Origin of the sequence: Mycolicibacterium nivoides, assembly GCF_003855255.1 — a bacterium.
Taxonomy (GTDB): Bacteria; Actinomycetota; Actinomycetes; order Mycobacteriales; family Mycobacteriaceae; genus Mycobacterium; species Mycobacterium nivoides.
In genome coordinates this window covers 3,731,538-3,757,874 of record NZ_CP034072.1, presented here as the reverse complement: position 1 = coordinate 3,757,874, position 26,337 = coordinate 3,731,538, and the positions used below count along the sequence as shown (strand labels likewise).

At 68.1% G+C, this 26,337-nt stretch carries 27 protein-coding genes; 17 read left to right on the top strand and 10 right to left on the bottom strand.

The annotated features are described in order from the left end of the window. Positions 1–573, bottom strand: a 573-nt coding sequence (locus EH231_RS18475; protein ID WP_124714312.1) for a hypothetical protein, incomplete at its 3' end; no start/stop codon positions are given. 30 nt (positions 574–603) lie between these two features. On the opposite strand from EH231_RS18475, the gene EH231_RS18470 reads away from it, so the two are divergent. Continuing rightward, the gene (locus EH231_RS18470; RefSeq protein ID WP_090426583.1) at positions 604–1,491 is read left to right on the top strand and encodes a phosphoribosylaminoimidazolesuccinocarboxamide synthase; all 888 of its coding nucleotides are present in this window, start codon (positions 604–606) and stop codon (positions 1,489–1,491) included. Then, a complete protein-coding gene (locus EH231_RS18465; RefSeq protein WP_124713032.1) occupies positions 1,488–3,635 on the top strand; it encodes a S9 family peptidase in 2,148 nt (715 codons plus the stop codon). Before EH231_RS18470 ends, EH231_RS18465 begins: the two co-directional genes overlap by 4 nt. On the opposite strand, the gene EH231_RS18460 is transcribed toward EH231_RS18465, so the two are convergent. Then, positions 3,564–4,010, bottom strand: a complete 447-nt coding sequence (locus EH231_RS18460) for a DoxX family protein (RefSeq protein ID WP_124713031.1) — start codon at positions 4,008–4,010, stop codon at positions 3,564–3,566. The genes EH231_RS18465 and EH231_RS18460 overlap by 72 nt on opposite strands. Positions 4,011–4,094: 84 nt before the next feature. On the opposite strand from EH231_RS18460, the gene EH231_RS18455 reads away from it, so the two are divergent. The 4 genes from EH231_RS18455 to EH231_RS18440 all read left to right on the top strand — a co-directional run bounded on the left by EH231_RS18455 (position 4,095) and on the right by EH231_RS18440 (position 7,606). Then, positions 4,095–4,640 (top strand): TetR/AcrR family transcriptional regulator, encoded by a 546-nt coding sequence (locus tag EH231_RS18455; RefSeq protein WP_124713030.1) that lies wholly within the window; start codon positions 4,095–4,097, stop codon positions 4,638–4,640. A 29-nt stretch (positions 4,641–4,669) separates the two neighbouring features. Beyond that, positions 4,670–5,158, top strand: coding sequence for a glutathione peroxidase (locus EH231_RS18450; protein WP_124713029.1), 489 nt, complete (start codon positions 4,670–4,672; stop codon positions 5,156–5,158). A gap of 78 nt (positions 5,159–5,236) precedes the next feature. After that, on the top strand, positions 5,237–5,941 hold the full coding sequence (locus tag EH231_RS18445) for a DUF2334 domain-containing protein (protein WP_124713028.1): 705 nt from the start codon (positions 5,237–5,239) through the stop codon (positions 5,939–5,941). 21 nt (positions 5,942–5,962) lie between these two features. Next, a complete protein-coding gene (locus EH231_RS18440; protein ID WP_090426597.1) occupies positions 5,963–7,606 on the top strand; it encodes an FAD-binding dehydrogenase in 1,644 nt (547 codons plus the stop codon). Between the two features lie 12 nt (positions 7,607–7,618). Here EH231_RS18440 and EH231_RS18435 read toward each other — a convergent pair whose 3' ends face one another. After that, positions 7,619–8,257: an MBL fold metallo-hydrolase gene (locus EH231_RS18435; protein ID WP_164480941.1), complete on the bottom strand. Its 639-nt coding sequence runs from the start codon at positions 8,255–8,257 to the stop codon at positions 7,619–7,621. Between the two features lie 46 nt (positions 8,258–8,303). Here EH231_RS18435 and EH231_RS18430 point away from each other — a divergent pair, with 46 nt between their 5' ends. The 3 genes from EH231_RS18430 to purQ are packed head-to-tail and all read left to right on the top strand — an operon-like array spanning position 8,304 to position 9,860. Beyond that, entirely contained in the window at positions 8,304–8,939 is a 636-nt protein-coding gene (locus EH231_RS18430) for an ATPase (RefSeq protein ID WP_124713027.1), read from the top strand. A gap of 10 nt (positions 8,940–8,949) precedes the next feature. Continuing rightward, on the top strand, positions 8,950–9,189 hold the full coding sequence (gene purS / locus EH231_RS18425) for a phosphoribosylformylglycinamidine synthase subunit PurS (protein ID WP_044521864.1): 240 nt from the start codon (positions 8,950–8,952) through the stop codon (positions 9,187–9,189). Then, entirely contained in the window at positions 9,186–9,860 is a 675-nt protein-coding gene (gene purQ, locus EH231_RS18420) for a phosphoribosylformylglycinamidine synthase subunit PurQ (protein WP_044520507.1), read from the top strand. The genes purS and purQ overlap by 4 nt, the downstream gene beginning before the upstream one ends. Positions 9,861–9,960: 100 nt before the next feature. Here purQ and EH231_RS18415 read toward each other — a convergent pair whose 3' ends face one another. After that, positions 9,961–10,758 carry a family 1 encapsulin nanocompartment shell protein gene (locus EH231_RS18415; RefSeq protein WP_044520506.1) on the bottom strand — a complete coding sequence of 266 codons (798 nt, stop codon included), beginning with the start codon at positions 10,756–10,758 and terminating at the stop codon, positions 9,961–9,963. Continuing rightward, entirely contained in the window at positions 10,755–11,765 is a 1,011-nt protein-coding gene (locus tag EH231_RS18410) for a Dyp-type peroxidase (protein ID WP_124713026.1), read from the bottom strand. The genes EH231_RS18415 and EH231_RS18410 overlap by 4 nt, the downstream gene beginning before the upstream one ends. Positions 11,766–11,815: 50 nt before the next feature. Here EH231_RS18410 and EH231_RS18405 point away from each other — a divergent pair, with 50 nt between their 5' ends. The 5 genes from EH231_RS18405 to EH231_RS18385 all read left to right on the top strand — a co-directional run bounded on the left by EH231_RS18405 (position 11,816) and on the right by EH231_RS18385 (position 18,267). Beyond that, the gene (locus EH231_RS18405; protein WP_124713025.1) at positions 11,816–13,078 is read left to right on the top strand and encodes a M18 family aminopeptidase; all 1,263 of its coding nucleotides are present in this window, start codon (positions 11,816–11,818) and stop codon (positions 13,076–13,078) included. A 15-nt stretch (positions 13,079–13,093) separates the two neighbouring features. After that, positions 13,094–13,441, top strand: coding sequence for a VOC family protein (locus EH231_RS18400; protein ID WP_090426610.1), 348 nt, complete (start codon positions 13,094–13,096; stop codon positions 13,439–13,441). Positions 13,442–13,562: 121 nt separating this feature from the next. Continuing rightward, a complete protein-coding gene (gene purL / locus EH231_RS18395) occupies positions 13,563–15,893 on the top strand; it encodes a phosphoribosylformylglycinamidine synthase subunit PurL (RefSeq protein WP_124713024.1) in 2,331 nt (776 codons plus the stop codon). Further along, the gene (locus EH231_RS18390; RefSeq protein WP_124713023.1) at positions 15,890–17,617 is read left to right on the top strand and encodes an alpha/beta hydrolase; all 1,728 of its coding nucleotides are present in this window, start codon (positions 15,890–15,892) and stop codon (positions 17,615–17,617) included. The genes purL and EH231_RS18390 overlap by 4 nt, the downstream gene beginning before the upstream one ends. Continuing rightward, entirely contained in the window at positions 17,617–18,267 is a 651-nt protein-coding gene (locus EH231_RS18385; RefSeq protein WP_090426619.1) for an Rv0804 family intramembrane glutamic endopeptidase, read from the top strand. Before EH231_RS18390 ends, EH231_RS18385 begins: the two co-directional genes overlap by 1 nt. Here EH231_RS18385 and EH231_RS18380 read toward each other — a convergent pair. Further along, positions 18,188–19,456: a hypothetical protein gene (locus EH231_RS18380; RefSeq protein ID WP_124713022.1), complete on the bottom strand. Its 1,269-nt coding sequence runs from the start codon at positions 19,454–19,456 to the stop codon at positions 18,188–18,190. The genes EH231_RS18385 and EH231_RS18380 overlap by 80 nt on opposite strands. A gap of 82 nt (positions 19,457–19,538) precedes the next feature. Further along, positions 19,539–20,711 (bottom strand): MCE family protein, encoded by a 1,173-nt coding sequence (locus EH231_RS18375; RefSeq protein WP_164481215.1) that lies wholly within the window; start codon positions 20,709–20,711, stop codon positions 19,539–19,541. Positions 20,712–20,762: 51 nt separating this feature from the next. Between EH231_RS18375 and EH231_RS18370 the strand changes: the two genes are divergently transcribed. Further along, positions 20,763–21,152: a sterol carrier family protein gene (locus EH231_RS18370; RefSeq protein ID WP_124713020.1), complete on the top strand. Its 390-nt coding sequence runs from the start codon at positions 20,763–20,765 to the stop codon at positions 21,150–21,152. Here EH231_RS18370 and EH231_RS18365 read toward each other — a convergent pair. Both EH231_RS18365 and EH231_RS18360 read right to left on the bottom strand, forming a co-directional pair. After that, complete coding sequence (locus tag EH231_RS18365) at positions 21,149–21,532, bottom strand: DUF4259 domain-containing protein (protein WP_124713019.1); 384 nt, start codon at positions 21,530–21,532, stop codon at positions 21,149–21,151. The genes EH231_RS18370 and EH231_RS18365 overlap by 4 nt on opposite strands. 59 nt (positions 21,533–21,591) lie before the next feature. Continuing rightward, the gene (locus EH231_RS18360) at positions 21,592–22,944 is read right to left on the bottom strand and encodes a DoxX family protein (RefSeq protein WP_124713018.1); all 1,353 of its coding nucleotides are present in this window, start codon (positions 22,942–22,944) and stop codon (positions 21,592–21,594) included. 211 nt (positions 22,945–23,155) lie between these two features. Between EH231_RS18360 and purF the strand changes: the two genes are divergently transcribed. Further along, positions 23,156–24,688, top strand: coding sequence for an amidophosphoribosyltransferase (gene purF / locus EH231_RS18355; protein WP_090426638.1), 1,533 nt, complete (start codon positions 23,156–23,158; stop codon positions 24,686–24,688). 84 nt (positions 24,689–24,772) lie between these two features. Next, on the top strand, positions 24,773–25,864 hold the full coding sequence (gene purM / locus EH231_RS18350) for a phosphoribosylformylglycinamidine cyclo-ligase (RefSeq protein WP_090426641.1): 1,092 nt from the start codon (positions 24,773–24,775) through the stop codon (positions 25,862–25,864). A gap of 82 nt (positions 25,865–25,946) precedes the next feature. On the opposite strand, the gene EH231_RS18345 is transcribed toward purM, so the two are convergent. Continuing rightward, positions 25,947–26,120, bottom strand: a complete 174-nt coding sequence (locus EH231_RS18345) for a DUF3073 domain-containing protein (RefSeq protein ID WP_082940115.1) — start codon at positions 26,118–26,120, stop codon at positions 25,947–25,949. Between the last annotated feature and the right edge of the window lie 217 nt (positions 26,121–26,337).

Here is a 26,337-nt window from a genome sequence, read left to right as displayed (position 1 = left end):
CAGCCCGCGAATGGCGCGCTGGTCTTGACTGCGCCAGGCGCCGACAGGGTCATCGGACACCGCCGTCAGCTTGGCCAGCGGCCGGTTGGCCAGTGCCCGCAGTGCCAGCAGCTGTTCCCCGGCCGCGGTCGAGGCCAGGGTGATCGCGGTCCACTTGCGCCGGAAGAACCGCACCCGCAGATACAGCCAGGGCATCGCCACGAACAGGATCGGCGCGGCGGCCACCGCCAGGGCCAGCACCCAGGCCAGCCAGCTCGCGGTGCTGTCCAGGTTGGCGCCCGCACCGGCGATGTCGAGGGCCGCTTCACTGGCAGCACGTAGCGGCTTGCTCAGCGTGTCACCGATCAGGGGAACGTTGTCGGTGCTGTCACCTGCGGAACCCAGGTTGTCGGCAACCCCGTTCGCGCCGCTCTGGACCTGCCTGCCGACCTCGGCGATGGTCGCCACCGCCGAATGCACCGCCAACCCCACCAATATCCACACCGCGGTCCAGGCGATCACGGCCGCATCGCTGAACAACTGGGCCAACAAGCGGCCGGGTCTGCTGGCATAGGGCAGGTACCGCGATCTCATGAGACCGATCCCAACACATAGGCTGGCCCAATGCGCCCTGCTCTGTCCGACTACCAGCACCTGGCCAGCGGCAAAGTCCGCGAGTTGTACCGCATCGACGACCAGCACCTGCTGTTCGTGGCGACCGACCGCATCTCGGCCTACGACTATGTCCTCGACTCGCAGATCCCGGACAAGGGCCGGATCCTGACGGCGATGAGCGTGTTCTTCTTCGACCTGATCAGCGCGCCCAACCACCTGGCCGGCCCGCCGGACGACGAGCGCATCCCCGCCGAGGTGCTGGGCCGTGCGCTGGTGGTGAAGCAACTGAAGATGTTGCCGGTGGAGTGCGTGGCCCGCGGCTACCTGACCGGCTCGGGGCTGCTCGACTACCAGGCGTCGGGTTCGGTGTGCGGTATCCCGCTGCCGCCGGGTCTGGGGGAGGCGAGCAAGTTCGACGAGCCGCTGTTCACCCCGGCCACCAAGGCCGACATCGGCGAGCACGACGAGAACATCTCGTACGACACCGTGATCGATCTGGTCGGGCCCGTGCTGGCCAGCCAGCTGAAGGAACGCACGCTGCAGACCTACGTGCAGGGTGCGGACCACGCGCTGACCAAGGGCATCATCATCGCCGACACGAAGTTCGAGTTCGGTGTCGATGAGCACGGCAACGTGGTGCTGGCCGATGAGGTGTTCACCCCGGATTCGTCCCGGTACTGGCGGGCCGAGACCTATCAGCAGGGTGTGGTCCAGGACAGCTTCGACAAGCAGTTCGTCCGCAACTGGCTGACCGGGCCCGACTCCGGCTGGGACCGGCACGGCGACACCCCGCCGCCGCCGTTGCCCGAGGAGATCGTGACAGCCACCCGGGACCGGTACATCGAGGCATACGAACGGATTTCGGGCCTGCGGTTCGACGATTGGATCGGCGCATGACACAGTCCGCACAGCCACCGGTCGCCAAGCGCGGCAACCACCGTCGCGAGCATCACGGCGACGTGTTCATCGACCCCTACGAATGGTTGCGCGACAAGGACAACCCCGAGGTGATCGCGCACCTGGAGGCCGAGAACGCCTACGCCGAGGTCTCCACCGCTCATCTGGAGCCGTTGCGGCAGAAGATCTTCGACGAGATCAAGGCTCGCACCAAGGAAACCGATCTGTCGGTGCCGATGCGCCGGGCCGGCTGGTGGTACTACGCGCGCAGCTTCGAGGGCAAGCAGTACGCGGTGCACTGCCGGTGCCCGATCGGCGATCCCGACGACTGGACGCCCCCCGCGCTCGACGAGGGCGCCGAGATCCCCGGTGAGCAGATTCTGCTCGACGAGAACGTCGAGGCCGACGGCCACGAGTACTTCTCGCTCGGTGCGGCCACGGTGAGCCTGGACGGCAACATCCTGGCGTATTCCGTCGACGTCAAGGGCGACGAGCGATACACCTTGAAGTTCAAGGATTTACGCACCGGCGAGCACTACGACGACACGATCGCCGGGATCGGCGCCGGCGGCACCTGGGCCGCCGACAGCCGCACGCTGTACTACACGACGGTCGACGATGCCTGGCGGCCCGACACCGTGTGGCGGCACAGGTTGGCCTCCGGACTGCCCTCCGAGAAGGTGTATCACGAACCCGACGAACGGTTCTGGGTCGCGATCGGGCGCAGCCGCAGCGACAAGTACCTGTTCGTCGCATCGGGCAGCGCCGTCACCACCGAGGTCCGCTACATCGACGCCCACGACCCGACGGCGGAGTTCACCACGGTGTGGGAGCGTCGCGACCTGGTGGAGTACTCCGTCGAGCACGCCGTGGTCGGGGGCGAGGACCGGTTCCTGATCCTGCACAACGACGGTGCCGAGAACTTCATGTTGGTGGAGGCCCCGGTCAGCGACCCGAGCGATATCCGCACTCTGATCGAGCACCGGTCCGACGTGCGTCTGGACGGTGTCGACGCGTTCGACGGGTTCCTGGTGATCAGTTACCGCAGTGAGGCATTGCCGAAGATGGCACTGTGGCCGCTCACCACGGACGGTTACAGCACGCGCGAGGAACTGACCTTCGATTCCGAGCTGACCGCCGCGGGGATGGGCGGAAACCCGAACTGGTCCACGCCGAAGTTGCGGATCGGCGCGACGTCGTTCATCACACCGGCGCGGATCTACGACCTGGACCTCGCCACTGGTGAGCGCACGCTGCTGCGCGAGCAGCCGGTGCTGGGTGGCTACCGGCCTGAAGACTATGTGGAGCGCCGGGATTGGGCAACGGCACCCGATGGTGCACGGGTTCCGATCTCGATCATTCACCGGGCCGGGTTGCAGTTCCCGGCGCCGGCGTTGCTCTACGGCTACGGTGCCTACGAGTCGTGTGAGGATCCGCGATTCTCGATCGCCCGGTTGTCGTTGCTGGACCGCGGCATGGTGTTTGTGATCGCGCATGTGCGCGGCGGCGGCGAGTTGGGCCGGCCGTGGTACGAGCACGGCAAGCTGCTGGAGAAGACGAACACGTTCACCGATTTCATCGCGGCGGCACGCCATCTCGTCGATGGCGGCGTGACCCGCCCGCAGAATCTGGTGGCTCTCGGAGGCAGTGCCGGCGGATTGTTGATGGGCGCGGTGGCCAACATGGCCCCGGAGTTGTTCGCCGGGATTCTGGCCCAGGTGCCGTTCGTCGATGCGCTGACGACAATCCTGGATCCCTCGTTGCCGTTGACCGTGACCGAGTGGGACGAGTGGGGAAATCCGTTGGAGGACCCCGAGGTCTACCGCTACATGAAGTCCTACACGCCCTACGAGAACGTGGCGGCGCAGGACTATCCGGCGATTCTGGCGATGACCTCGCTCAACGACACTCGGGTGTACTACGTTGAGCCGGCCAAATGGGTTGCCGCACTTCGTCACACCAAGACCGACGGTCATCCCGTGCTGCTCAAGACCGAGATGGTGGCCGGTCACGGCGGCCTGTCCGGACGCTACGAGCGGTGGAAGGAAGCCGCGTTCCAGTACGCCTGGCTGCTAGCTGCCGCCGACGGCGACAACTACGGCCGCGGCCAGGTAGACAGCCTCTTCGGCGGTCCGGACGCCTAACCGCGAGGTCATCGACTTCGGTGGGTTCGGCATCCTGGCCGCGTAGACGTTGGCCGGGAACATCGCCAGCATGAGCAGGAACAGGCACACGGCGGCCGCCACGCGGGTGGGCGGGTAGAGCAGGCCTGCGGCGCCGGCCAACTCCAGCACGCCGGTGACCGTCACCAGGGCGGCCGGGGCGGGCAGCGCCGGCGGCACGATGGCGATCATGTCGCGCCGCAGCGGATTGACGAAGTGCGCGCCGCCGGTCATGACGAACATCGCGGCCAGTCCGACCGCTATCGCCTCGGGCCAACTGTCGAGGTAGTCCATGCCCAGCATGCCGATCAGCCGGGCGGCCACACTACCCAGAATCAGGGTCAGGAAGACGGCCATCGAAGCTCCGATCTTGTCGGTGTCTAGATCGCCACGCTACGCCTAATCTAGTCGGTGTCAAGATGTGGGGCTAGGATGGCTCGCATGGGCTATCACCACGGCGACCTCAGGGCCGTGATCCTCGCTCAGGCCGCCGAACTGGTGGCCGAGCGCGGCGCCGACGGCATCTCGCTGCGCGAACTCGCGCGCGCTGCGGGCGTCTCACACGCGGCGCCCGCCCACCACTTCACCGACCGGCGCGGGTTGTTCACCGCACTGGCCACCGAAGGGTTTCAGCTTCTGGCCGCAGCCCTGACCGACGCCAGACCGCAGTTCATCGACGCCGCCAAGGCCTACGTGCGCTTCGCCCTCGACCACCCCGGCCACTACGAGGTGATGTTCGACAAATCGCTCTACGACGACACCGCCGCCGAGCTGGTCGCAGCCTCGTCGGCCGCCGGAGCGGAGCTGAACCGCGGCGTCGGCACCCTGGCCGATCCGAAGGCCGCCGCCGATCCGGACGGTGCGGCGCTGGCCGCTTGGTCTCTGGTGCATGGATTTTCGATGCTGTGGCTCAACGACGCGATCGACACCGCGGGCGATCCGATCGCCAAGGTGGAGAGCCTGGCCGCGATCCTGTTCGACAAGTAGGTCGGGATAGCTCCGGTAACCTCGGGGCGATGAGCCTCAACGACATTCCGCTGACCACCCTCGACGGCAGGCGGACGACGTTGGCCGAGTTGGCCACGGGCGCCGCCCTCGTGGTCAACGTGGCCTCCAAATGCGGCCTGACGCCGCAGTACACCGCGCTGGAGAAACTCGCACAGGATTACGCCGCGCGTGGGCTCACCGTCGTCGGCGTGCCGTGCAACCAGTTCATGGGCCAGGAGCCGGGCAGCGCCGAGGAGATCCAGACGTTCTGCTCGACCACCTACGGTGTGACGTTCCCGTTGCTGGCCAAGACCGACGTCAACGGCGCCGACCGGCACCCGCTCTACGCCGAGCTGACCCAGGCTGCCGACGCAGCGGGTGAAGCCGGCGACATTCAGTGGAACTTCGAGAAGTTCCTGCTGGCCCCGGGTGGCACGGTGGCCAACCGGTTCCGGCCCCGCACCGAACCCGACGCGCCCGAGGTCATCGAGGCCATCGAAGCGGTCCTGCCTGCGTGATCGGGCTCTAGCCGAATAGACATTCGGCGTCAGAGTGTTCGACACCGTCCCGACATGTGACGTTGCCACACTGGCAGCGTGACCGGACAACTCATCGTCTCGATATCGCAGATCAGCGATCGCACGATGGCTGATGTCGCGTCGTTCTGCGCCGAACTCGACGCCCGCGGCGTGCCCGCCTCGATGATGGTGGCGCCGCGACTCAAGGGCGGCTACCGGTTGGACCGCGATGCCGAAACCGTGCAGTGGCTGGCCCACCGGCGCAGCGGCGGTGACGCCGTCGTGCTGCACGGGTACGACGAGGCCGCGACCAAGAAGCGCCGCGGTGAGTTCGCCTCGCTGCCCGCCCATGAGGCCAACCTGAGGTTGATGGGTGCCGACCGGGTGCTCGAACACCTGGGACTGCGCACCCGGCTGTTCGCCGCCCCCGGCTGGACCGTCTCGCAGGGCACGGTGACCGCCCTGCCGCGCAACGGTTTTCGTCTGCTGGCCGACCTGAACGGCATCACCGACCTGGTCCGCCAGACCACGACGCGCGCCCGGGTGGTGGGCATCGGAGAGGGCTTTCTGTCCGAGCCGTGGTGGTGCCGCACCGTGGTGCTCTCGGCCGAACGCACCGCGCGCCGCGAAGGCACGGTGCGCGTCGCGGTTGCCGCGCGGCACCTGCGCAGGCCCGGTCCCCGGCAGGCCATGCTCGACGCGATCGACCTGGCTTTGCTGCACCGGTGCGTGCCCACCGTCTACCAGTGGCGAGGATTCTCGGTACTGACCGAGGCCGCCTGACTAGGGCTAGTCTTGCGTCTCATGGCAGACGCCGATGTCATTGTCGTGGGGGCGGGTCTCGCCGGCTTGGTCGCCGCATGCGAACTCGTCGAGCGCGGGCACCGCGTGCTCATCCTGGATCAGGAGAACGCCGCCAACCTCGGTGGGCAGGCGTTCTGGTCGTTCGGCGGATTGTTCTTCGTCGACAGTCCCGAACAGCGCAGGCTCGGCATCCACGACAGCCAGGAGTTGGCCCTGCAGGACTGGCTGGGCACCGCGGGATTCGACCGGCCCGAGGATCACTGGCCGCGGGAGTGGGCGCACGCCTATGTCGACTTCGCCGCCGGGGAGAAACGTAGCTGGCTGCGGTCCCGCGGCCTGCAGACCTTCCCCTTGGTCGGGTGGGCCGAGCGGGGCGGTTACGGGGCGCTGGGGCACGGCAATTCGGTGCCGCGATTCCACATCACCTGGGGGACCGGGCCGGCGATCGTCGACGTCTTCGCCCGCCGGCTGGTGGGAGAGCCGCGGGTGCGGTTCGCCCACCGTCACCGTGTCGATGAGCTCATCGTCTCCGAGGGCGCCGTCGTCGGGGTCCGGGGTGCGGTGCTGGAGCCCTCCGACGCGCCTCGCGGGGCGCCGTCGTCGCGAAACGTTATCGGCGACTTCGAGTTCCGCGCATCTGCGGTGATCGTGGCCAGCGGCGGGATCGGCGGCAACCACGACCTCGTACGCAAGAACTGGCCGGCGCGCATGGGCCGGGTGCCCGAGCAATTGCTCAGCGGTGTCCCCGCGCATGTCGACGGCCGGATGATCGGCATCTCGGAGACCGCCGGTGCGCACGTCATCAACAGCGACCGGATGTGGCACTACACCGAAGGCATCACCAACTACGATCCGATCTGGCCCGACCACGGGATCCGCATTCTGCCGGGGCCGTCGTCACTGTGGTTGGACGCCAACGGAAAACGGCTGCCCGGCCCGCTGTATCCGGGCTTCGACACCCTGGGCACGCTCGAACACATCTGCCGCACCGGGCAGGACTACACCTGGTTCATCCTCAACGCGCGGATCATCGCCAAGGAGTTCGCGTTGTCCGGCCAGGAACAGAACCCCGATCTGACGTCGCGCAGTGTGCGGGACGTCCTGGCACGGGTGAAACCCGGTGCGCCGGCCCCCGTGCAGGCGTTCGTCGATCGTGGTGTCGACTTCGTGAGCGCGCGCTCCCTGCGTGAACTGGTGGCCGCGATGAACGACGTGCCGGATGTGCTGGAAGTCGACTACGCCACGGTGGCGGCCGAGGTGACCGCCAGGGACCGCGAGGTGGTCAACAAATTCACCAAGGACGGACAGATCACCGCGATCCGGGCGGCCCGCAGCTACCTCGGTGACCGGTTCAGTCGCGTCGTCGCCCCGCATCGGCTCACCGACCCGAAGGCAGGTCCGCTGATCGCCGTCAAACTGCACATCCTGACCCGAAAGTCCCTGGGTGGGTTGGAAACCGACCTGGACTCCCGGGTGCTCAAAGAAGACGGCACCGCGTTCGCCGGCCTGTACGCCGCGGGTGAGGCGGCCGGGTTCGGCGGTGGCGGGGTGCATGGCTACCGGTCCCTGGAAGGAACCTTCCTCGGCGGGTGCATCTTCTCCGGCCGGGCGGCCGGGCGCGGCGCGGCCGCCGATATCGCCTAGGCCCGCTCGCACTCAGAACTCGGTGCCGTTTTCCTCGGTGAGAACCTGGAATTCGGTCTTCGTCATCTCCGCCAGCCGCCCGTAGTAGATCCCGCGCGCACCCGGCTCGATGATGCCCTGATGGATCGGCACCGCCCGCGTCGGCGCCACCGCGCGCAGGAAGTCCACGGCCTCTGAGATTTTCATCCACGGGGCGGCCGCGGGGGTGGCCAGCACGTCGACCGGTTCGCCAGGGACGAACAGGGCGTCGCCGGGATGCATGAGCCGGGCGGGGTGCTCGTCGTCGCCCAGCAGGTACGAAATGTTGTCGATCACAGGGATTTCCGGGTGGATCACGGCATGTTTGCCACCGGTCCCGCGCACGTTGAGTGAGCCGACCCGGAATGCGTCGCCGGGGTGCACGGCCTGCCACGGTTCACCCAGCTGGGCGGCGGTCTGCGGATCGGCATACAGCGCCGCCTGCGGGTTGGCGTCGATCAGCGCGGGCAAACGGGCGGTATCGGCATGATCGGGGTGCTGGTGGGTGATCAGGATGGCCGACAAACCGGTGATGCCTTCGAAACCGTGCGAGAAGTTGCCCGGGTCGAACAGCACGGTGGTGTCCGAAATGCTGGCCAGTAGGCACGAATGTCCGAAATGCGTGAGTTGCATACCTATATTGTGGCGCTCGGTGGGGTTATGGCGAGTGATCGTGGCGATGTCGATCGTGCTCTGCGGGCTGGCCGCAGCGCCCCCTTCGGCTTGGGCGGAGCCCAGCGCCGACTGCCCGCCGCTGTGTGACCGCATCCCGGATTCGGCATGGGTGGACACGGCGAAACTCCCGTTGGACCGTGAGTACGGCTGGCCCGGGCTGGCCGGACTGGCCGTGACCGCCGTCTCACCACGCTTCCGCTTCGAGGAGGAATGTGGGTCGGCACCGGTGCCCGGGGATCCGCGCGGCTATGCCGTGGCGGCGCGGTCGGAGGTGACCCGGCCCGCGGGGCATTGGCAGCTGCGCGTGCAGGTCATCCATTGGCGCGGGGAGACGTGGCAAGGCGGTCAGACGGCGTTGGCGGTGCTGCAAGGGGCCACTGCGGCACTGCGCACCTGCCCGGGGAACGCGGCGTCGATCACCACAGAGCGGACCGGGCGGCTGGCAGCGGTGGTCAACCTCGACGATGGGACGGTCTTGCACCAGTACCTGCTCGCCGATCCGTACAACAGCACCCTGGTCGAGCTGGCCATGTGGACGAGCACGCCACCGCAGGTCGCGTGGTCGGCTCCGGCGGACCGTCAGGTGCTCGATGCGCTGGCCGACCCACTGTGCACGGCTTACATAGGGTCGTGCCGGTAGAGTGTGCGCCGTGGCAAAGGTGGTTGTGCACGTCATGCCCAAGGCGGAGATCCTCGACCCGCAGGGTCAGGCGATCGTCGGGGCACTTGGTCGGCTTGGACATGGTGGTATCTCGGACGTCCGTCAGGGCAAGCGTTTCGAGCTCGAAGTCGACGACTCCGTAGCTGACGAAACCCTGGCCGAGATCGCCGAATCTCTGCTGGCCAATACCGTTATCGAGGACTTCTCGGTGAGCCGGGAGGGCGCGTGACCACCCGTGTCGGGGTGATCACCTTCCCCGGGACGCTCGACGACGTCGACGCGGCCCGAGCCGTCCGTCTGGCCGGGGCCGAGGCGGTCAGCCTGTGGCACGCCGACGCGGACCTGAAGGGTGTCGACGCGGTCGTCGTGCCCGGCGGCTTCTCCTACGGGGACTACCTGCGCTGCGGGGCCATCGCGAAGTTCGCCCCCGTGATGGGTTCGGTCGTGGAGGCTGCCGGCAAGGGCATGCCCGTGCTGGGCATCTGCAACGGCTTTCAGGTGCTGTGCGAGGCCGGGCTGCTGCCCGGTGCGCTGACCCGCAACGCCGGACTGCATTTCATCTGCCGCGACGTGTGGCTGGAGGTCGCCTCCAACACCACGGCCTGGACGACCCGGTATGACGCCGGTGCCGACCTGCTGATCCCGCTCAAGTCGGGCGAAGGCCGTTACGTCGCCTCCGACGCCGTGCTCGACGAACTCGAGGGCGAGGACCGCGTGGTCTTCCGCTACCGCGAGAACCTCAACGGTTCGATGCGCGGTATCGCGGGCGTGTGCTCGGCCAACCGTCGCGTCGTCGGCCTGATGCCGCATCCCGAACACGCCACCGAGGCGTTGACCGGTCCGTCCGACGACGGGCTCGGGTTGTTCTACTCCGCGCTCGACGCGGTTCTCTCCGTTTAGCTGTCTGCCTTACTCGGCACCGCGAGCGACCGCTGAGGTACGCAATCTGCGGCGTGTCGGCGTACAGGCACGGTCGCTCGCGGTGCAAAGGGCAAGGGGTCTAGGCGGTGAGGGCGACCGAGGCCTCGGCGGTGTAGGCCAGGAACGTCAGGGTCTCCTGCAGGTACAGCTGCACGCTCTCCGCATCGTGGGACAGGTAGCCGATCGAGACGTCGGTGCCCAGCTGCAGATCGAAATCGCCACCGCGGGTGGACAGTACGAACGCACCGTCGATCGCGGGCGCCCAGATGATCTCGCCGTCGACCAGCCGGCTCAGGTGCTCGCGGATCGGGTAGCCGTGCGCCGTGGTCTCGCTGACCTTGGTGTAGGTCGCCGCCGAGAGCAGCACCGAATACGGTCCGTCGACACCGGCCAGCCGCAGCTCGGACAGCGCCTGGGCGATCACATCGGGGATCTCACGGGCGTCGTCGGGCAGGGCCAGCGCCGGGTTGGAGCTGGAGCTGCGGATGCCCTCGATCGAGGCCGCCGGGTAGCCCTCGAAGATCGCCCGGTCCTCGACGAACGCCAGCTTCTTGGCGGCGTCCTTCACCGGATCCCAGTCGGAGTCCTGGGCGCCGCGCTCGACGTCGTCAATTGCGGTGCGCGACACCGTGAACGGCACCCGCAGCCGCACCAGCGGCTTGGCGTCGCGCAGGTGGGCGACCACGCCGTCACCGGGCGAGTTGACATCGAGCAGATGGCCGGTGCTGATCGCCGCGGTAACCGGGCCGCCGGGCTCGCTCACATCGACCACGCGCCGTCCGGCGATGTGCCGCTTGAAAGTCCGGCTGGCCTCGAGTTCGATCTCGGCCCAGGCGGACTCGGTGATCGGGGCAAGCTCGCGGTACAGGTTGTTCATTGCGGGATTCCTTTCAGGCTGCCGATCGCCAGGGAGGTGTCTTGCTTGGCCGTCGCGGGTTCTTCGACCGGAACCGGAAGCGGCGGTGGATCATCGAGGAAATCGATGGTGGGGACGAAAAACATGCCGCCGGTCACAGCGGTGGAGAAATCCAGGATCCGGTCGGTGTTACCGGGCGGATCACCGATGAACATGTTGGTCAGCATGCGTTCGGTGATGGCCGGGTCCGCAGAGTATCCGATGAAGTACGTGCCGAACTCGCCGCTGCCGAGTTCGCCGAACGGCATGTTGCGGCGCACGATCTTCAGCTCGTTGCCGTCTTCGTCGGTGATGACGTTCAGCGCGATGTGGGAATTGGAAGGTTTGACGTCGTCGGCCATTTCGACGTCGTCGAGCTTGGTGCGGCCGATCACCCGCTGCTGTTCCTCGACCGACAGCGAACGCCAGTCCGCCATCGCGTGCACGTACTTCTGGATGTGCACGTAGCTGGCTCCGGCGAAATCGGGGTCCTCGGCGCCGATCTGAACGGCGGCCGCCGCGGTGGACCCGTTGGGGTTCTCGGTGCCGTCGACGAAGCCGAGCAGGTCCCGGTTGTCGAAGTACTGGAACCCGTGCACCTCGTCGACGACCGTGACGGCGCTGCCGAACTCCTGCAGCATCCGGTCGGCCAATTGGAAGCACACGTCCATGGTGTCCGCGCGGATGTGCATCAACACGTCGCCCGGGGTCGACGGGGCCTGATGACGGCCGCCGTCCAGAGCGATGAACGGATGCAGATCGGCCGGACGAGGTCCGGTGAACAAGCGGTCCCAGGCGGCCGAACCGATACCGGCCACGAGCGACAGCTCCTTGGCCGGATCTCGGAACCAGATCGAGCGGACGATGCCCGAAATGTCAGGCAGCACGTCGTGAACGGTTTCCTCACCGCCGTCCTCGATCGTCAGTACCAGGAAGATGGCCGCCCGCGTAAGAAGGTTCAGTACCGGCTGCGGGATCGGATCGGGCACAAACCGACCCTACCGACACCCGCGGCCGGTTCGCCGGTCAAGATGAAAAGATGCCAGCAAGCGCCAAGAGCCTGTGCGAGTTCATCGACGCGTCACCGTCTCCGTTCCATGTCTGCGCCACCGCGGCGCAACGCTTGCGCGACGCGGGATTCACCGAGCTGGCCGAAACCGACGGCTGGCCGGCGACCCCGGGCAAGTTCTTCACGGTGCGGGCGGGCTCGCTGGTGGCCTGGAATACCGAGGGAACAGACCCGGCTGCACCGTTCCGGGTCGTCGGCGGCCACACCGACAGCCCCAACCTCCGGGTCAAACAGCACCCCGATCGCGTCGTCGCCGGCTGGCAGGTGGTCGCACTGCAGCCCTACGGCGGGGCCTGGCTGAACTCGTGGTTGGACCGCGACCTCGGGATCAGCGGCCGGCTCTCGGTCCGCGACGGCAACCGGATCGAACACCGGCTGATCCGGATCGACGATCCGATCCTGCGCGTGCCCCAGCTCGCCATCCACCTCTCCGAGGACCGCAAGGGCGTGAGCCCCGACCCGCAGCGCCACGTCAACGCGGTGTGGGGCCTGGGGGAGCGGCCGCGGTCCTTCGTCGGATACGTCGCCGAGCGGGCCGGTGTCACCGAGGCGGATGTACTGGGGTTCGACCTGATGACCCACGACCTGACGCCGTCGGCGATCACCGGCGCCGAGGGGGAGTTCGTCAGCGCGCCCAGGCTGGACAACCAGGCCACCTGCTACGCGGGGCTGGAGGCGTTCCTGGCCGCGGGTACCGGCACACATGTGCCGGTGCTGGCGCTGTTCGACCACGAGGAGGTCGGCTCGACCTCGGACCACGGCGCCCAGTCCGACCTGCTGCCGACCGTGCTCGAGCGCATCGTGCTCGCCGCGGGCGGCACCCGGGAGGACTTCCTGCGCAGGGCGGCCGGATCGATGGTGGCCTCCGGGGACATGGCGCACGCGACGCATCCGAACTATCCGGACCGTCATGAGCCCGGACACCTGATCGAGGTCAACGCCGGACCCGTGCTGAAGGTGCAGCCCAACCTGCGCTACGCCACCGACGGCCGCACTGCGGCGGCGTTCGCCCTGGCCTGCGACCAGGCCGGGGTGCCGCTGCAACGCTATGAGCACCGCGCCGATCTGCCGTGCGGGTCCACCATCGGGCCGATGACATCGGCGCGCACCGGGATCCCGACCGTCGACGTGGGAGCGGCCCAGCTCGCCATGCATTCGGCCCGGGAGTTCATGGGTGCCCGGGACGTCGCAGCCTATTCGGCGGCATTGCGGGGGTTCTTGTCACCGGCCTGATCTAGGGTCGGCGCCATGGCACTCTCCGTGGAGATGATCACAGTCGACTGCACCGATCCCGACACGCTGGCCCAATGGTGGGCGCAGGCCGTCAACGGCACGGTAAATGCCGTTGTCCCAGGCGAATTCGTCCTCGTCGACCTGCCCAGCGGGCCCAACCTCGGGTTTCAGCACGTCGACGATCCGACGCCGGGCAAGAATCGCGTGCACCTCGACTTCCACGCGGCCGACATGGAGGCCGAGGTGGCGCGCCTGGTGGGGCTGGGCGCCAGCGAGACCGGGCGGCACAACTTCGGTCCGGAGTTCAACTGGGTCGTGCTGGCAGACCCGGCCGGCAACGCGTTCTGTATCGCGGGCGGATAGTCGTCCACAGCCGGGTTTCGACGCCTCCAACGGTGTGGCCGAGCCCACAGTGGCGCACGTGCTGGTGAGGCGCATCAGCGGCTGCCCGCGCCCACTCGCGAGCAGCAACTAAACTAGGTCCGTGACGTCTGAGCTCACCCACGGCCGTACATCGACCCAGGACACTGTGGAGCGGGCAGCCGCCACCCCCGATCAGCCGCAGCCCTACCGCGAACTCGGTCTCAAGGACGACGAGTACCAGCGGATTCGCGAGATCCTGGGCCGCCGCCCCACCGACGCCGAGCTGGCCATGTACTCGGTGATGTGGAGCGAACACTGCTCCTACAAGTCCTCGAAGGTGCACCTGCGCTACTTCGGTGAGACCACCACCGACGAGATGCGCGCCGGCATGCTGGCCGGCATCGGTGAGAACGCCGGCGTCGTCGACATCGGCGACGGCTGGGCCGTCACCTTCAAGGTCGAGTCCCACAACCACCCGTCCTACGTCGAGCCCTACCAGGGTGCGGCCACCGGCGTCGGCGGCATCGTGCGCGACATCATGGCGATGGGCGCCCGCCCGGTCGCGGTCATGGACCAGCTGCGCTTCGGTGCGGCCGACGCGCCCGACACCCGCCGCGTGCTCGACGGCGTGGTGCGCGGTGTCGGCGGCTACGGCAACTCGCTGGGTCTGCCCAACATCGGCGGCGAGACGATCTTCGACCCGTCCTATGCCGGCAACCCGCTGGTCAATGCGCTGTGCGTGGGTGCCCTGCGCAAGGAAGACCTGCACCTGGCATTCGCCTCGGGCACCGGCAACAAGATCATCCTGTTCGGTGCGCGCACCGGCCTGGACGGCATCGGCGGTGTCTCGGTGCTGGCATCGGACACCTTCAGCGGCGACGAGAGCGGCGCGGGCCGCAAGAAGCTGCCGAGCGTTCAGGTGGGCGACCCGTTCACCGAGAAGGTACTCATCGAGTGTTGTCTCGAGCTGTACTCGGCCGGCCTGGTGGTCGGCATCCAGGACCTCGGCGGTGCCGGACTGTCCTGTGCCACATCCGAACTCGCGTCGGCCGGCGACGGCGGCATGCACATCGAGCTGGACCAGGTGCCGCTGCGCGCCAAGGACATGACCCCGGCCGAGGTGCTCTCCAGCGAGTCCCAGGAACGCATGTGCGCCGTGGTCACGCCGGAGAACGTCGACGCGTTCATGGCGGTCTGCCGCAAGTGGGAGGTGCTGGCCACCGTCATCGGTGAGGTCACCGACGGGGACCGGCTGCAGATCACCTGGCACGGCGAGACCGTCGTCGACGTGCCGCCGCGCACCGTGGCCCACGAGGGCCCGGTCTACCAGCGCCCGGTGGCCCGCCCCGACAGCCAGGACGCTCTGATCGCCGATACCTCGGCCAAACTGCCCCGGCCCGAGACCGGCGACGAGCTCAAGGCCACCCTGCTGGCACTGATCGGCAGCCCGCACCTGTGCAGCCGGGCGTTCATCACCGAGCAGTACGACCGCTACGTGCGCGGCAACACCGTGCTGGCCGAGCACGCCGACGGCGGTGTCCTGCGCATCGACGAGAGCACCGGCCGCGGCATCGCGGTCTCCACCGACGCCTCGGGCCGCTACACCCAGCTCGACCCCTACACGGGCGCGCAGCTGGCGCTGGCCGAGGCCTACCGCAACGTCGCGGTCACCGGGGCCACCCCGGTCGCGGTGACCAACTGCCTCAACTTCGGGTCGCCCGAAGACCCGGGTGTGATGTGGCAGTTCAGCCAGGCCGTCCGCGGACTCGCCGATGGCTGTGCCGCCCTGGGCATCCCGGTGACCGGAGGCAACGTCAGCTTCTACAACCAGACCGGCTCCACGGCGATCCTGCCGACCCCGGTGGTGGGCGTGCTCGGCGTGATCGACGACGTGAAGCGACGCATCCCCACCGGGCTGGGCACCGAACCGGGTGAGACGCTGCTGCTGCTCGGGGACACCCACGACGAGTTCGACGGGTCGGTCTGGGCCCAGGTCACCGGCGATCACCTGGGTGGGGTTCCGCCGAAGGTGGACCTGGACCGCGAGAAGCTGCTGGCCGAGGTGCTGACCGCGGCCTCGCGCGACGGACTGATCTCCGCGGCGCACGACCTGTCCGAGGGCGGGCTGATCCAGGCCGTGGTGGAGGCCGCGCTGGCCGGTGAAACCGGTTGCCGGATCATCCTTCCGGAGGATCTGCCGGAGGGCATCGATCCCTTTGTCTTCCTGTTCTCGGAGTCCGCGGGCCGGGTGCTGGTGGCCGTGCCGCGCACCGAGGAGAGCCGGTTCCGGTCGATGTGTGAGGCCAGGGACCTGCCGGTCACCCGGGTCGGCGTCGTAGACCAGGGGCCAGAAGGCGGAGAACCCGCGATCGAGGTCCAGGGGCAGTTCAGCATCACCCTCGCGGAGCTACGGAGTACGTCGGAGGGCGTGCTGCCCGGGCTGTTCGGGTGACGGCGAAAGCCTCCAACGAACGTCATCCTCTGCTGCGCTGGGCCTGGAGCCTGGTGCGACTGGACTTCGCAGGCATCGCCGTCGGAGCCCTGTTCTTCTGTCTCTCGCTGACCCCGTCGCTGCTGCCGCGCGACTGGCTGTTCGCCGGGTTGATCGGCGGCATCAATGCCGCCATCGGCTACGGCATCGGTCTCCTGCTCGGAAAGGCGCTGTACCGCTTCGGGTTACGCAACCGCACCTGGTGGCCTCCGTCGAAGCGGACGTTGTACTGGCTGAAGGCGCTCGTCGTGACCGGCGCCATCGCGGCGTGCGTGCTGATGCTGATCCCCGCCGCGGCCTGGCAACGGCAGGTCTCGGCGTTGATGGGCATGGAAGGCCCTGCCACGCTGGGCTACCTGCGCACCCTGATCATCGCTGTCGCGGTGGGCGCCGCGCTGATCGCCACGGCACGGTTGCTCCGCGACATCGTGCGACTGCTGGCCAGGTGGTTCATCCGGCGCTGGCATCTGCACCGGGAGGTGGCCCAGTTCATCGGGACCGCGATCGTGGTGGTGCTGGTCGTCATGCTCGTCAACGGCGTGGCCTACCGCGGCTTCCTGGCCGGGGCGAGCCGGGTGTTCCAGCCGCAGAACTCCACCACCCGCGAGGGCGTCAGCCAACCGACCGAACCTGAAAGGTCAGGCAGCCCAGCCTCATTCGCGGCATGGGATTCGCTGGGCTTCCAGGGTCGCAACTTCGTGGCGAGCGGCCCGCGTCCCGCCGAGCTCGAAAAGCTCAACGGTGCGCCGGCCAGGGAACCGATCCGGGTGTATGCCGGGCTGCACACCGCCGACTCCGACGATCAGCGGGTCGCGGTGCTGCTCAGCGAGCTTGAGCGCACCCACGCCTTCGATCGCAAGCTGCTGGTCATCGTCCCCACCACCGGCACCGGCTGGGTGAATCCGGTGGCCGCCCGCGCCCTGGAGCTGATGTACAACGGCGACACCGCGATGGTCGGTATGCAGTATTCCTATCTGCCGAGCTGGATTTCGTTCATGGGTGACCGGGAGAAGTCCATGAAGACCGGACGGCTGATGATCGACGCGATCCAAGCGCGATGGGCGCAGCTACCCCCCGACCATCGCCCCCACCTGGTGCTCTACGGGGAGAGCTTGGGATCGATGGGTGGACAGGGCGCATTCAGCTGGCTCCCCGACATCTCGCGGATGGGCTTCTCCTCGGTGCTGTGGGTGGGCCCGCCCAATGCCAGCCCGCTGTGGCGCGGCCTGACCGCGCGCCGCGACCCGGGCACACCGCAAGCACGACCCAGCTATGACAACGGCCGTACCGTGCGGTTCTCCGAGGCCGCGAACGCCGCCGAGATCGCCGAGGACACCGCAGCTCCGTGGGGGGGCACCCGGGTCCTGTTCCTGCAGCACCCGTCGGACCCCATCATCTGGTGGTCGACGGATCTGCTGTTCTCCGAACCGGATTGGCTGGTCGAACCGCCCGGGACGGACCGCACCGCCTCGATGCGCTGGTACCCGATCATCACGTTCTGGCAGGTGGCCGCCGACATCACCAACGCGTCGAGCGTCCCGGCCGGACACGGGCACAACTACGGCCAATCGGTGCTCGACGGCTGGGCGGCGGTGGCGCCACCGGAGGGGTGGACACCGGAGGACACGGAGCGGATCCGCGTGGCGCTGGAAAAGACCGAGGCCAACAACGGGCCCGAATACTGATGTCCACCAGCCGGATTCGCGCGGTCGCGCTGGCTGTGGGCCTGGTCGCGTGGAACGGCCTGATCGACCCCCGGTTGCCGGCCCGTTGGCAGCCGCTGGTGCGGGCGGCGCTCGGCAGCGTGCTGATGGTGGGAACGAGCGCCCGGCCGGGGCTGCTACCCCCGGCGCTGTGGTCGGGCCTGCGACTGGGGGCGGCGGCAGCGACCGCGGTGAGTGCAGGCGTGGCGGCAACCTCGGCGGTGCCGGTGGTCCGCACCGGGATGCGCCGCAAGGTCCTGCCCGCAGCGCCCGGCCGCTGGCTGGCGCTGCGGATCCCGCTCGGGACCGTCTGGCCGGAGGAGGCCGCCTTCCGCGGTGCGCTGGGCAAGGTCGGCGCCGAAGCATTCGGTCCGGTGGGCGGTCAGGCATTGCAGGCCACCGCTTTCGGGCTGTCACACATCCCCGACGCCCGTGCCGCGGGCCAGCCCGTGCTCCCGACTGTCCTGGCCACCGGGGTCGCCGGGTGGGCGTTCGGTTGGCTTGCGCAGCGCTCGGCGAGTCTGGCCGCGCCGATGCTGGCTCACCTGGCGATCAATGAGGCGGGGGCGCTGGCTGCGCTGGCCTTCCAAGCCGCGCCAACACCGCTGCCAGCGCGAGGATCGCAGCCGTAGCGGCCAGCGGCCACAACGTGGGTAGCGCAAAACTGGTGACCCGCAGGGGGATCAACACCACGCAGACCACCACCACGGTCAGGATCACCCGCGGCGCCTGCTGTGCCGCCGCGGACCCTTCGATACGCGAATTAGCCTCCGTGACAAGCACATAGACCACCAGAAGGAGCAGTGCCGGGACCGCTACCTGCAGTCTGCTGATGTAATCCTGAAACCGGCTGAACGCGACGGCCAGCACACACATCACCGCGGGAACCAGGATCGCCACCTCCGGACCGGAACCGAACAATCGTCCCGCGACCCGGGTGGCCGCCCACATCAGGGCCAGCACCGCGGCCGATCCCAGGCACAACGCCCCGGTGGTGAACCAGTAGAACCCGGCATCCGAGTAGAACCGGGAGACGATCAGCGGGAGGTTCGCGGCGGTGGGGTGGAACCCGCCGGTCGCTCCGATGTTGGCGGCCAGCAGGAGGGCGACCGCGACCAGCGCCGTGATCCCGACCGCGGCGCCCACGGGGCGCGCCACCGACTCAAGGCGGCCACTGACCACGGTCGCGGCCTCGAATCCCACCAACCCCAGGCCGAGCGGAATGGCTGCCGCCGTCACCAGCAGCACCGAATTGACCGGCGTGGGCCCGCCGAACTGGACCGGAGGCGTACCCGAGGCCACGCGTGCCATGATCGCCAGCGCCAGGTAGAGGAAAACCAGCAGGCCCACACCGGCCAGCGCGGCGGCTGTCGCCCCCACCGCCCGCGTCGGCAGGTAGGCCACCACCGCGCCGGCGATGACCACCACCGCCACCGACCAGCCGGGCCACCACCAGCCGGCCAGCGCGGTCTCCAGATCCGGTGCCCCGGTCAACGGCTGTAGCGCGAGCGTGAGCGCGGCGCCCACACCCAGCAGCACATAGGCCGCCAGCTGGATGAGGCTGGTGAACCGCCCGGCGGCCGGACCCACGGTGGAGGCGACCAGATCGCCCGTCGACACCGACTGCGGTGCGTTGCGGTGCAGGCGGGCGAACGCGAAGACCAACACGGCGGCGATGGCCGCGGCGCACAGGCCGGCCACCCCGTTGAAGGCCGCGGCTCCGATCGGTGCGAGCGACAGGCCGACGGCGCGCCATGCGGGAAGCGCGGGGGGCCAGGCTGCGGGCTGCTCAGGGCTCGCCGGTACTGCGCGTTTAGGCATCGATCAGCCTTCTTGTCCCGGCGACGCGTTCACAAATCCCCTTTTCGCGCAAAGACCGCTCCCGGTCAAGATCGTAGAGCGGTCACGGGTTGATCGTGGGCTCACCGATCTGCCGTCCCCAGACGTAGTCGGTGAAGATCGGCGAGCCGAGTTCGACATGGTTGTACGGCGCGATGGACAGGCCGGTGTCCATCACCAGATACGGCGCAGGCCACAGGTCCTTGGTGATCGGCTTCCAGCAGCCGGGCTTGCCCTCGGGCCCGCCCTTGGCGTTGACCCGAGGCAAGTTGTCCGGATACACGTAGGCGTTGCCCACGCCGATGCTCGACAGGGTCCCCGTGCTGTCGAACGAATATCCGTTGTCGCCGCCGAACGTCGCATAGAAGGCGGGCGCTACGTCGTGGTAGTTGCGGATGGTGCAGAACAGCTGCCCCTGATAGTCGTCGAACAGTTTGGACGTCGGGATCAGATCCTGCGCGCCACGCTGCAGATACGGGCCGCCGCGCACGAGGATGTCGGAACCGGTCCCGGCGAAGCCGATCGCCGCGATCAGCGCGGCGTCGAGGTGACCGCGCTGGGAGTTGAAGGTGGCGGCACTGCGAGCGGCGTCGGCCAGGCCGTCGAACAGGTCGGGTCCGGCCGCCGCATAGCGTTCGCCGAGATCGGCCAGGGCGGTGATGTCGTGGCGCAGCGCGGGCATGCGCGGGTTCACATCGTCGAGGATCGCGTTGCCGTCGGCCAGCGACTGCCCGAACGCACTTCCCAGCCCGGTCAACGCCTCGGCGGTGGCCGACAAGGCCTGGTTCAGCTTGATCGGGTCGACCTGTTCGGTGATGGCGGTGATGGTCTCGAACAAACTGTTGAACTCGGTGGTGACCGCCGTGACGTCGAGCTGGGTGGAGCTCGAAACCCGTTGCGGGCTCGGGTGTTCCGGTGAGGTGAAGGCGACGTATTTGTTGCCGAACACCGTGGTCGCCTGGATCGAGGTCTGGACGTTGGCCGGCAGGAGGTCCATGTACTTCGGGTTGATGTCGAGCCGCACCAGGGCCCGGACCGGGTTACCGTCGGCGCTCACCGCGGCCACCCGGCCGATCGGAACCCCGTTGTAGGTCACCTTCGAACCAGGATCGAGAACCAGGCCCGCTCGCGAGGCGAGCAGAGTCAGCGGGGTCTTGGGTTCGAAAGCGCCCCGGAACTGCGCCACGATCAACCCGAATGCGAGCGCGAGGATCGCCAAGAGCACTGCACCGGCCATGCGATACGGCGGATTACGGTGATCGGCAAACACTTTGCGAGACTCTATGGCATGGCCGCGCGAGGCAGTGTAGATCCGCAAAAGACCAGGGCAGTGGTCGCCGCCGTGGCCGACTGGCTACGGGAACCCACCGATGCCGAACCCGCCCGCGCCGAGCTGGCCGAAGCCGTCCGGCTGACCGCGCGCACCCTGGCAGCGTTGGCACCAGGCGCCAGCGTCGAGGTGAGGGTGCCGCCCTTCGTCGCGGTGCAGTGCATCGAAGGGCCCCGCCACACCCGGGGAAACCCGCCCAACGTCGTGGAAACCGATCCCCGCACCTGGCTGCTGCTGGCTACTGGGCTGCTCGATCTGGACGACGCCGGTGCCGCGGTGCAGATGTCGGGATCGCGGGCCGGCGAGGTGGCCCGCTGGCTACCCCTGGTGCCGCTGGGGATCGCCTAGTCCCGTTCGCGCGCGGCGGCCAGCGCGATGGCCCGCTCGAAGGTGCCGACGAGCACCGCACGCCGTTCGACTTTGTACTCGTCATCCGGATCGAGCTCGTCGATGTACTCGTCCCACACGCGCATGTACCGATCACGCCAATCGCTGAGCACCGCCACCGAAGGAAACGTCGCACCGACCCGTTGAGGTTCGACGATGTCGATCAGGATCTCGAGCCAGGCGGGCACCATCGCCCCGCCCCACTCGTCCGGCTCCAGTGCGGAATCGTCGGACGCGCCGTCGAACTGCTCGGCGATCTCGTCGATGATCCGACCCGTCAGATCCCCCAGCCCGTCGGCCACGGTGTCGCTGTCGAAATTCCCCGGACCCCAAACTCCCACAAAATCCTCCTAAGCAGGGCAGACGACGTGCTCGACGAGGCTATCGGGATCACTACGCCTCACCGGAAGTAGGGATACTCCTGCACCCAGTGAAAGCCCCGGTTCCGCAGGGTGAACTGGTTCAGATCCTGCCGATCCAGCCAGATCGCGACGTCACGGCCGGACAACTCACCGGTCAGTCGCAGCTGCTCGGGGGTCGGCCGGGACGCGGTGAGCGTGGCCAGGGGTGAGCCGTCCGGCCCCGACACCGTGAGGTTGTTCCCGTCGACCTTGACCGGGGTGTCCACCAATTCACCGCTCATCCGTTGGTAGGTGAGTATCCCGGGCAGGTCGAAAACGACGCGCTGCCAACGGTACTGATCGGTGGTCAGCGGCGGTGCCGCTGCGCCGTCGACGTCGAAGCGGCTCACCGTCCAGATCCCGTACAGCTCGGGTTTGGCGCGGCCGCCGCCGTACTCGCTCCAGCTCTGCCAACTGGTCAGGACACAACCGGCCACGATCCAAATGCCGAGTACGGCCTGTATCCGCGCCGCGATGGTGTTGGCCCGAGCGTCGGCGAACAGTTCGGGCTGGACCGCCGGTTCGGTGCTGCGCTGCAGCACCAGGAAATCGGCCAGCCGGCGGTATTGCGGGGCGAGCAGCACCAGACCCATCAGCAGCAGATGTCCGGAGAGAATCTTCACCGGCACGTCGAAGGTCATGTTCAGCAGGAACACCTGCACCATGCTGGCCACACCGAGCAGGGCGCCCAGCGTCGCGGTCCGCGGCAGGAACAGCAACAACCCGGCGACAACCTCGACCGCGCCCAGCGCCATCTCGTACGGATAGGAGCTGCCGACCTGGAGCCACAGCACCGAGGCCGGGCTGAACTCGCCGTACGGGCGCAGCAACGCCGCCAGCGGCGGCGCCGGCATCTGCGTCGGCACCAGCTTGGCGAATCCGTAGAACAGCATCTGGCCGCCCACGCACAGCCGCACAAATGTCAGGAACCAGGCCCACAGCCTCGAGTAGTCGTGTCGCTGCCGGTCCACCCACGACCACACCGCCGTGCCGACGACCGCGAACACCAGCAGGCAGAAGATCATCACCCAGATCGCGGCCTGGTCTCCGCTGCCCGAGTCCTGATGCAGAACCGCCTCGACGCCGAAGACATGACTGCCGACCCAGCTCACCAGCGGGCCGAAGGCCGTCATCTGCCACATCACCGCCCGATCCGGGAGCCAGTGGCCGACGACCCCCAGGAAGGCGAACGTGATCTGCGCGAACAGCAGACAGAACAGGCCGAAGTACAGGAAGCAGAACCGGAATGCGATCTTCGTCACCTCCGGCCACTGTTGCGGCCGGGCCTCCGCGTCGGAATCGAGGGGATCGGTTGCCGGCTTCTCGGAGAGTTGACGCGTCACGAAATCCATCCTTGCCGTTGGCATGTAGTGGGTCGATGGGGTTATCCCGACGGATCCGGGTACGGCTGGCCACACCCCGGTGGATGGGTGCGGGAATGGCGATCGTGTCGCCCGCCGTTGGAAAAGCCGGTGCCAGACCGGCCATTCGATTCTTTCGTTGGCCCGCCTGGACCGTAGACTCGGTTATGTCACCAACCGCCGCCCCGGGAGCAGCCCTATCGTGACTGTGCAGCAACTCGACGAAAACGAACCGCGCGAAGAGTGCGGCGTATTCGGGGTCTGGGCCCCGGGTGAAGACGTTGCCAAGCTCACCTACTACGGCCTGTACGCGCTGCAGCACCGTGGCCAGGAAGCAGCGGGCATCGCCGTTTCCGACGGCTCCCAGATCCTGGTGTTCAAAGACCTCGGGCTGGTCAGTCAGGTATTCGACGAGCAGACCCTGGCTGCAATGCCGGGCCATGTCGCCGTCGGACACTGTCGCTACTCCACCACCGGATCCACCACGTGGGAGAACGCCCAGCCGGTGTTCCGCAACACCGCCGCCGGGACCGGTGTCGCCCTCGGCCACAACGGCAACCTGGTCAACACCGCGGAGCTGGCAACCCGGGCCCGTGAAGCCGGGCTGATCGACATGAAGGGCGCCCCGGCCGCCACCACCGATTCCGACATCCTCGGGGCGCTCCTGGCGCACGGGGCCGCCGACGCGACGCTGGAACAGGCCGCCCTGGACCTGCTGCCCACCGTCCGCGGCGCGTTCTGCCTGACCTTCATGGACGAGAACACCCTCTATGCCGCCCGCGACCCGCACGGCGTGCGCCCGCTGGCGCTCGGCCGGCTCGACCGCGGCTGGGTGGTGGCCTCCGAAACCGCCGCGCTCGACATCGTCGGCGCTTCGTTCGTCCGCGACATCGAACCCGGTGAACTCCTGGCCATCGATGCCGACGGCGTCCGCTCCACCCGGTTCGCCAACCCCGAACCCAAGGGCTGCGTCTTCGAGTACGTCTACCTGGCCCGGCCCGACAGCACGCTGGTGGGCCGCTCGGTGCACGCCACGCGCGTCGACATCGGCCGGCGGCTGGCCCGCGAGCACCCGATCGACGCCGACCTGGTGATCGGCGTCCCGGAGTCGGGAACGCCGGCCGCCGTCGGCTACGCGCAGGAATCCGGGATCCCGTTCGGGCAGGGCCTGATGAAGAACGCCTACGTCGGCCGCACCTTCATCCAGCCCTCGCAGACCATCCGGCAGCTGGGTATCCGGCTCAAGCTCAACCCGCTGCGCGAGGTCATCCGCGGCAAGCGGCTCATCGTGGTCGACGATTCGATCGTGCGCGGCAACACCCAGCGCGCTCTGGTCCGGATGCTGCGTGAGGCGGGGGCGCTGGAGGTCCACGTCCGGATCGCCTCGCCGCCGGTGAAATGGCCCTGCTTCTACGGCATCGACTTCGCCACCCCGGCCGAGCTCATCGCCAACGCGGCATCCGCCGAGCACCCGGGCGAGATGCTGGAGGCGGTGCGGCACGCCATCGGTGCCGACAGCCTGGGCTACATCTCCCAGCAGGGCATGATCGCGGCCACCGAGCAACCGCCCACCCGGCTGTGCTCGGCCTGTTTCGACGGGAACTACCCGATCGAACTGCCCGGCGAGACCGCACTGGGCAAGAACGTCATCGAGCAGATGCTGGCCACCGCGGCACGCACCGGCATTCCACTGCAGTCCGACAACGACAACGCATCGGCGCTGCGCAGGCCCTGACGTCACGGTCGCGGCGTCCTTGAGGTGTCCTTAACACCTCCTGCGCTGTACCCCCGTGACAGCGGGGCGGTAGCCTTGCTTGCGATGACTAAGGGCGCCGAACAGCACGGCATCGCCGAACACAACAGCATTTCGTACGCGTCGGCCGGAGTGGATATCGAAGCCGGTGACCGCGCTGTTGAACTCTTCAAACCCCTCGCCGCCAAGGCGACCCGACCTGAGGTCAGGGGCGGTCTCGGCGGCTTTGCCGGACTGTTCGCCTTACGGGGCGGATACCGCGAGCCGGTGCTGGCCGCCTCGACCGACGGTGTGGGCACCAAGCTCGCCGTCGCCCAGGCCATGGACAAGCACGACACCGTCGGGCTGGACCTGGTCGCCATGGTGGTCGACGACCTCGTGGTGTGCGGCGCCGAGCCGCTGTTCCTGCAGGACTACATCGCCGTCGGCCGTACCGTCCCCGAGCGGGTCAGCGCCATCGTGTCAGGCATCGCCGAAGGCTGTGTCCAGGCCGGCTGCGCGCTGCTGGGCGGCGAGACGGCCGAACACCCCGGGCTGATGGAACCCGACCACTACGACATCTCCGCGACCGGCGTCGGCATCGTCGAGGCCGACAACGTGCTCGGACCCGATCGCGTCCGCCCCGGCGACGTGATCATCGCCATGAGGTCCAGCGGGCTGCACTCCAACGGCTACTCGCTGGCCCGCAAGGTGCTGCTGGAGATCGACCGGATGAATCTGGCCGGGCACGTCGAGGAGTTCGGGCGCACTCTCGGCGAGGAGTTGCTGGAACCGACCCGCATCTATGCCAAGGACTGCCTGGCGCTGGCCGCAGAGACGCAGGTGCGTACGTTCTGCCACGTGACCGGCGGCGGCTTGGCGGGCAACCTGGAGCGCGTGGTGCCCCACGGCCTGACCGCAGAGCTGGATCGCGGTACGTGGACGCCGGCACCCGTGTTCCAGATGATCGCCCAGCGCGGACGCATCGAGCGTGCCGAGATGGAGAAGACGTTCAACATGGGCGTCGGGATGGTCGCGGTCGTCGCCCCGGAGGACACCGATCGCGCGCTGGCCATCCTGACCGCACGGCACCTGGACTGCTGGACGCTGGGAACAGTGAAGAAGGGCGGCAAGGACAGTGCGCGCGCCCAACTGGTCGGCCAGCATCCGCGGTTCTAGACAGATAGACAGGCCGCGCTGGTAAGCGACGTGCGCGATCAGCGCGACCTGTATCTAAGTTCTGCGACAGAATGCAGGCGGCTCAGCGCCGCCAGTCGTCCTCGCCCGACCAGTCTTCGGCATCGTCATTGACGTCACCGGAATCGGGAGATCCCGACAGCTCACGTTGGAGCTGACTGAAGTCGGTATTCGGCGAGCTGTACTTAAGGTCACGTGCAACCTTGGTCTGCTTTGCCTTAGCCCGGCCGCGGCCCATGGGGGACCCCCTCGCGCAATAACGGAGCGGCCCAATAGCTAGGCGGCTCCGATCTGTGTGTCTTTATTTCCTGCCAACACTTTACCGTGCCCGTCCGAGAAGTGCTGTCAGGCCCTACCTCACATCGAGTGGCTACGGGCCCGGCTACCGTGCGTCGTTGCACAGCAGCACGACCGTCACCAAGATCGCGAGGATCCGCGCAGAGACGGTCGTCACG

Coding starts and splice junctions, on each gene's coding strand:
- EH231_RS18470 (WP_090426583.1), top strand. CDS start 604: ATGCGCCCTGCTCTGTCCGACTACCAGCACCTGGCCAGCGGCAAAGTC.
- EH231_RS18465 (WP_124713032.1), top strand. CDS start 1,488: ATGACACAGTCCGCACAGCCACCGGTCGCCAAGCGCGGCAACCACCGT.
- EH231_RS18460 (WP_124713031.1), bottom strand. CDS start 4,010: ATGGCCGTCTTCCTGACCCTGATTCTGGGTAGTGTGGCCGCCCGGCTG.
- EH231_RS18455 (WP_124713030.1), top strand. CDS start 4,095: ATGGGCTATCACCACGGCGACCTCAGGGCCGTGATCCTCGCTCAGGCC.
- EH231_RS18450 (WP_124713029.1), top strand. CDS start 4,670: ATGAGCCTCAACGACATTCCGCTGACCACCCTCGACGGCAGGCGGACG.
- EH231_RS18440 (WP_090426597.1), top strand. CDS start 5,963: ATGGCAGACGCCGATGTCATTGTCGTGGGGGCGGGTCTCGCCGGCTTG.
- EH231_RS18435 (WP_164480941.1), bottom strand. CDS start 8,257: ATGCAACTCACGCATTTCGGACATTCGTGCCTACTGGCCAGCATTTCG.
- EH231_RS18430 (WP_124713027.1), top strand. CDS start 8,304: ATGTCGATCGTGCTCTGCGGGCTGGCCGCAGCGCCCCCTTCGGCTTGG.
- EH231_RS18415 (WP_044520506.1), bottom strand. CDS start 10,758: ATGAACAACCTGTACCGCGAGCTTGCCCCGATCACCGAGTCCGCCTGG.
- EH231_RS18405 (WP_124713025.1), top strand. CDS start 11,816: ATGCCAGCAAGCGCCAAGAGCCTGTGCGAGTTCATCGACGCGTCACCG.
- EH231_RS18400 (WP_090426610.1), top strand. CDS start 13,094: ATGGCACTCTCCGTGGAGATGATCACAGTCGACTGCACCGATCCCGAC.
- EH231_RS18385 (WP_090426619.1), top strand. CDS start 17,617: ATGTCCACCAGCCGGATTCGCGCGGTCGCGCTGGCTGTGGGCCTGGTC.
- EH231_RS18380 (WP_124713022.1), bottom strand. CDS start 19,456: ATGCCTAAACGCGCAGTACCGGCGAGCCCTGAGCAGCCCGCAGCCTGG.
- EH231_RS18375 (WP_164481215.1), bottom strand. CDS start 20,711: ATGGCCGGTGCAGTGCTCTTGGCGATCCTCGCGCTCGCATTCGGGTTG.
- EH231_RS18370 (WP_124713020.1), top strand. CDS start 20,763: ATGGCCGCGCGAGGCAGTGTAGATCCGCAAAAGACCAGGGCAGTGGTC.
- EH231_RS18360 (WP_124713018.1), bottom strand. CDS start 22,944: ATGGATTTCGTGACGCGTCAACTCTCCGAGAAGCCGGCAACCGATCCC.
- purM (WP_090426641.1), top strand. CDS start 24,773: ATGACTAAGGGCGCCGAACAGCACGGCATCGCCGAACACAACAGCATT.
- EH231_RS18345 (WP_082940115.1), bottom strand. CDS start 26,120: ATGGGCCGCGGCCGGGCTAAGGCAAAGCAGACCAAGGTTGCACGTGAC.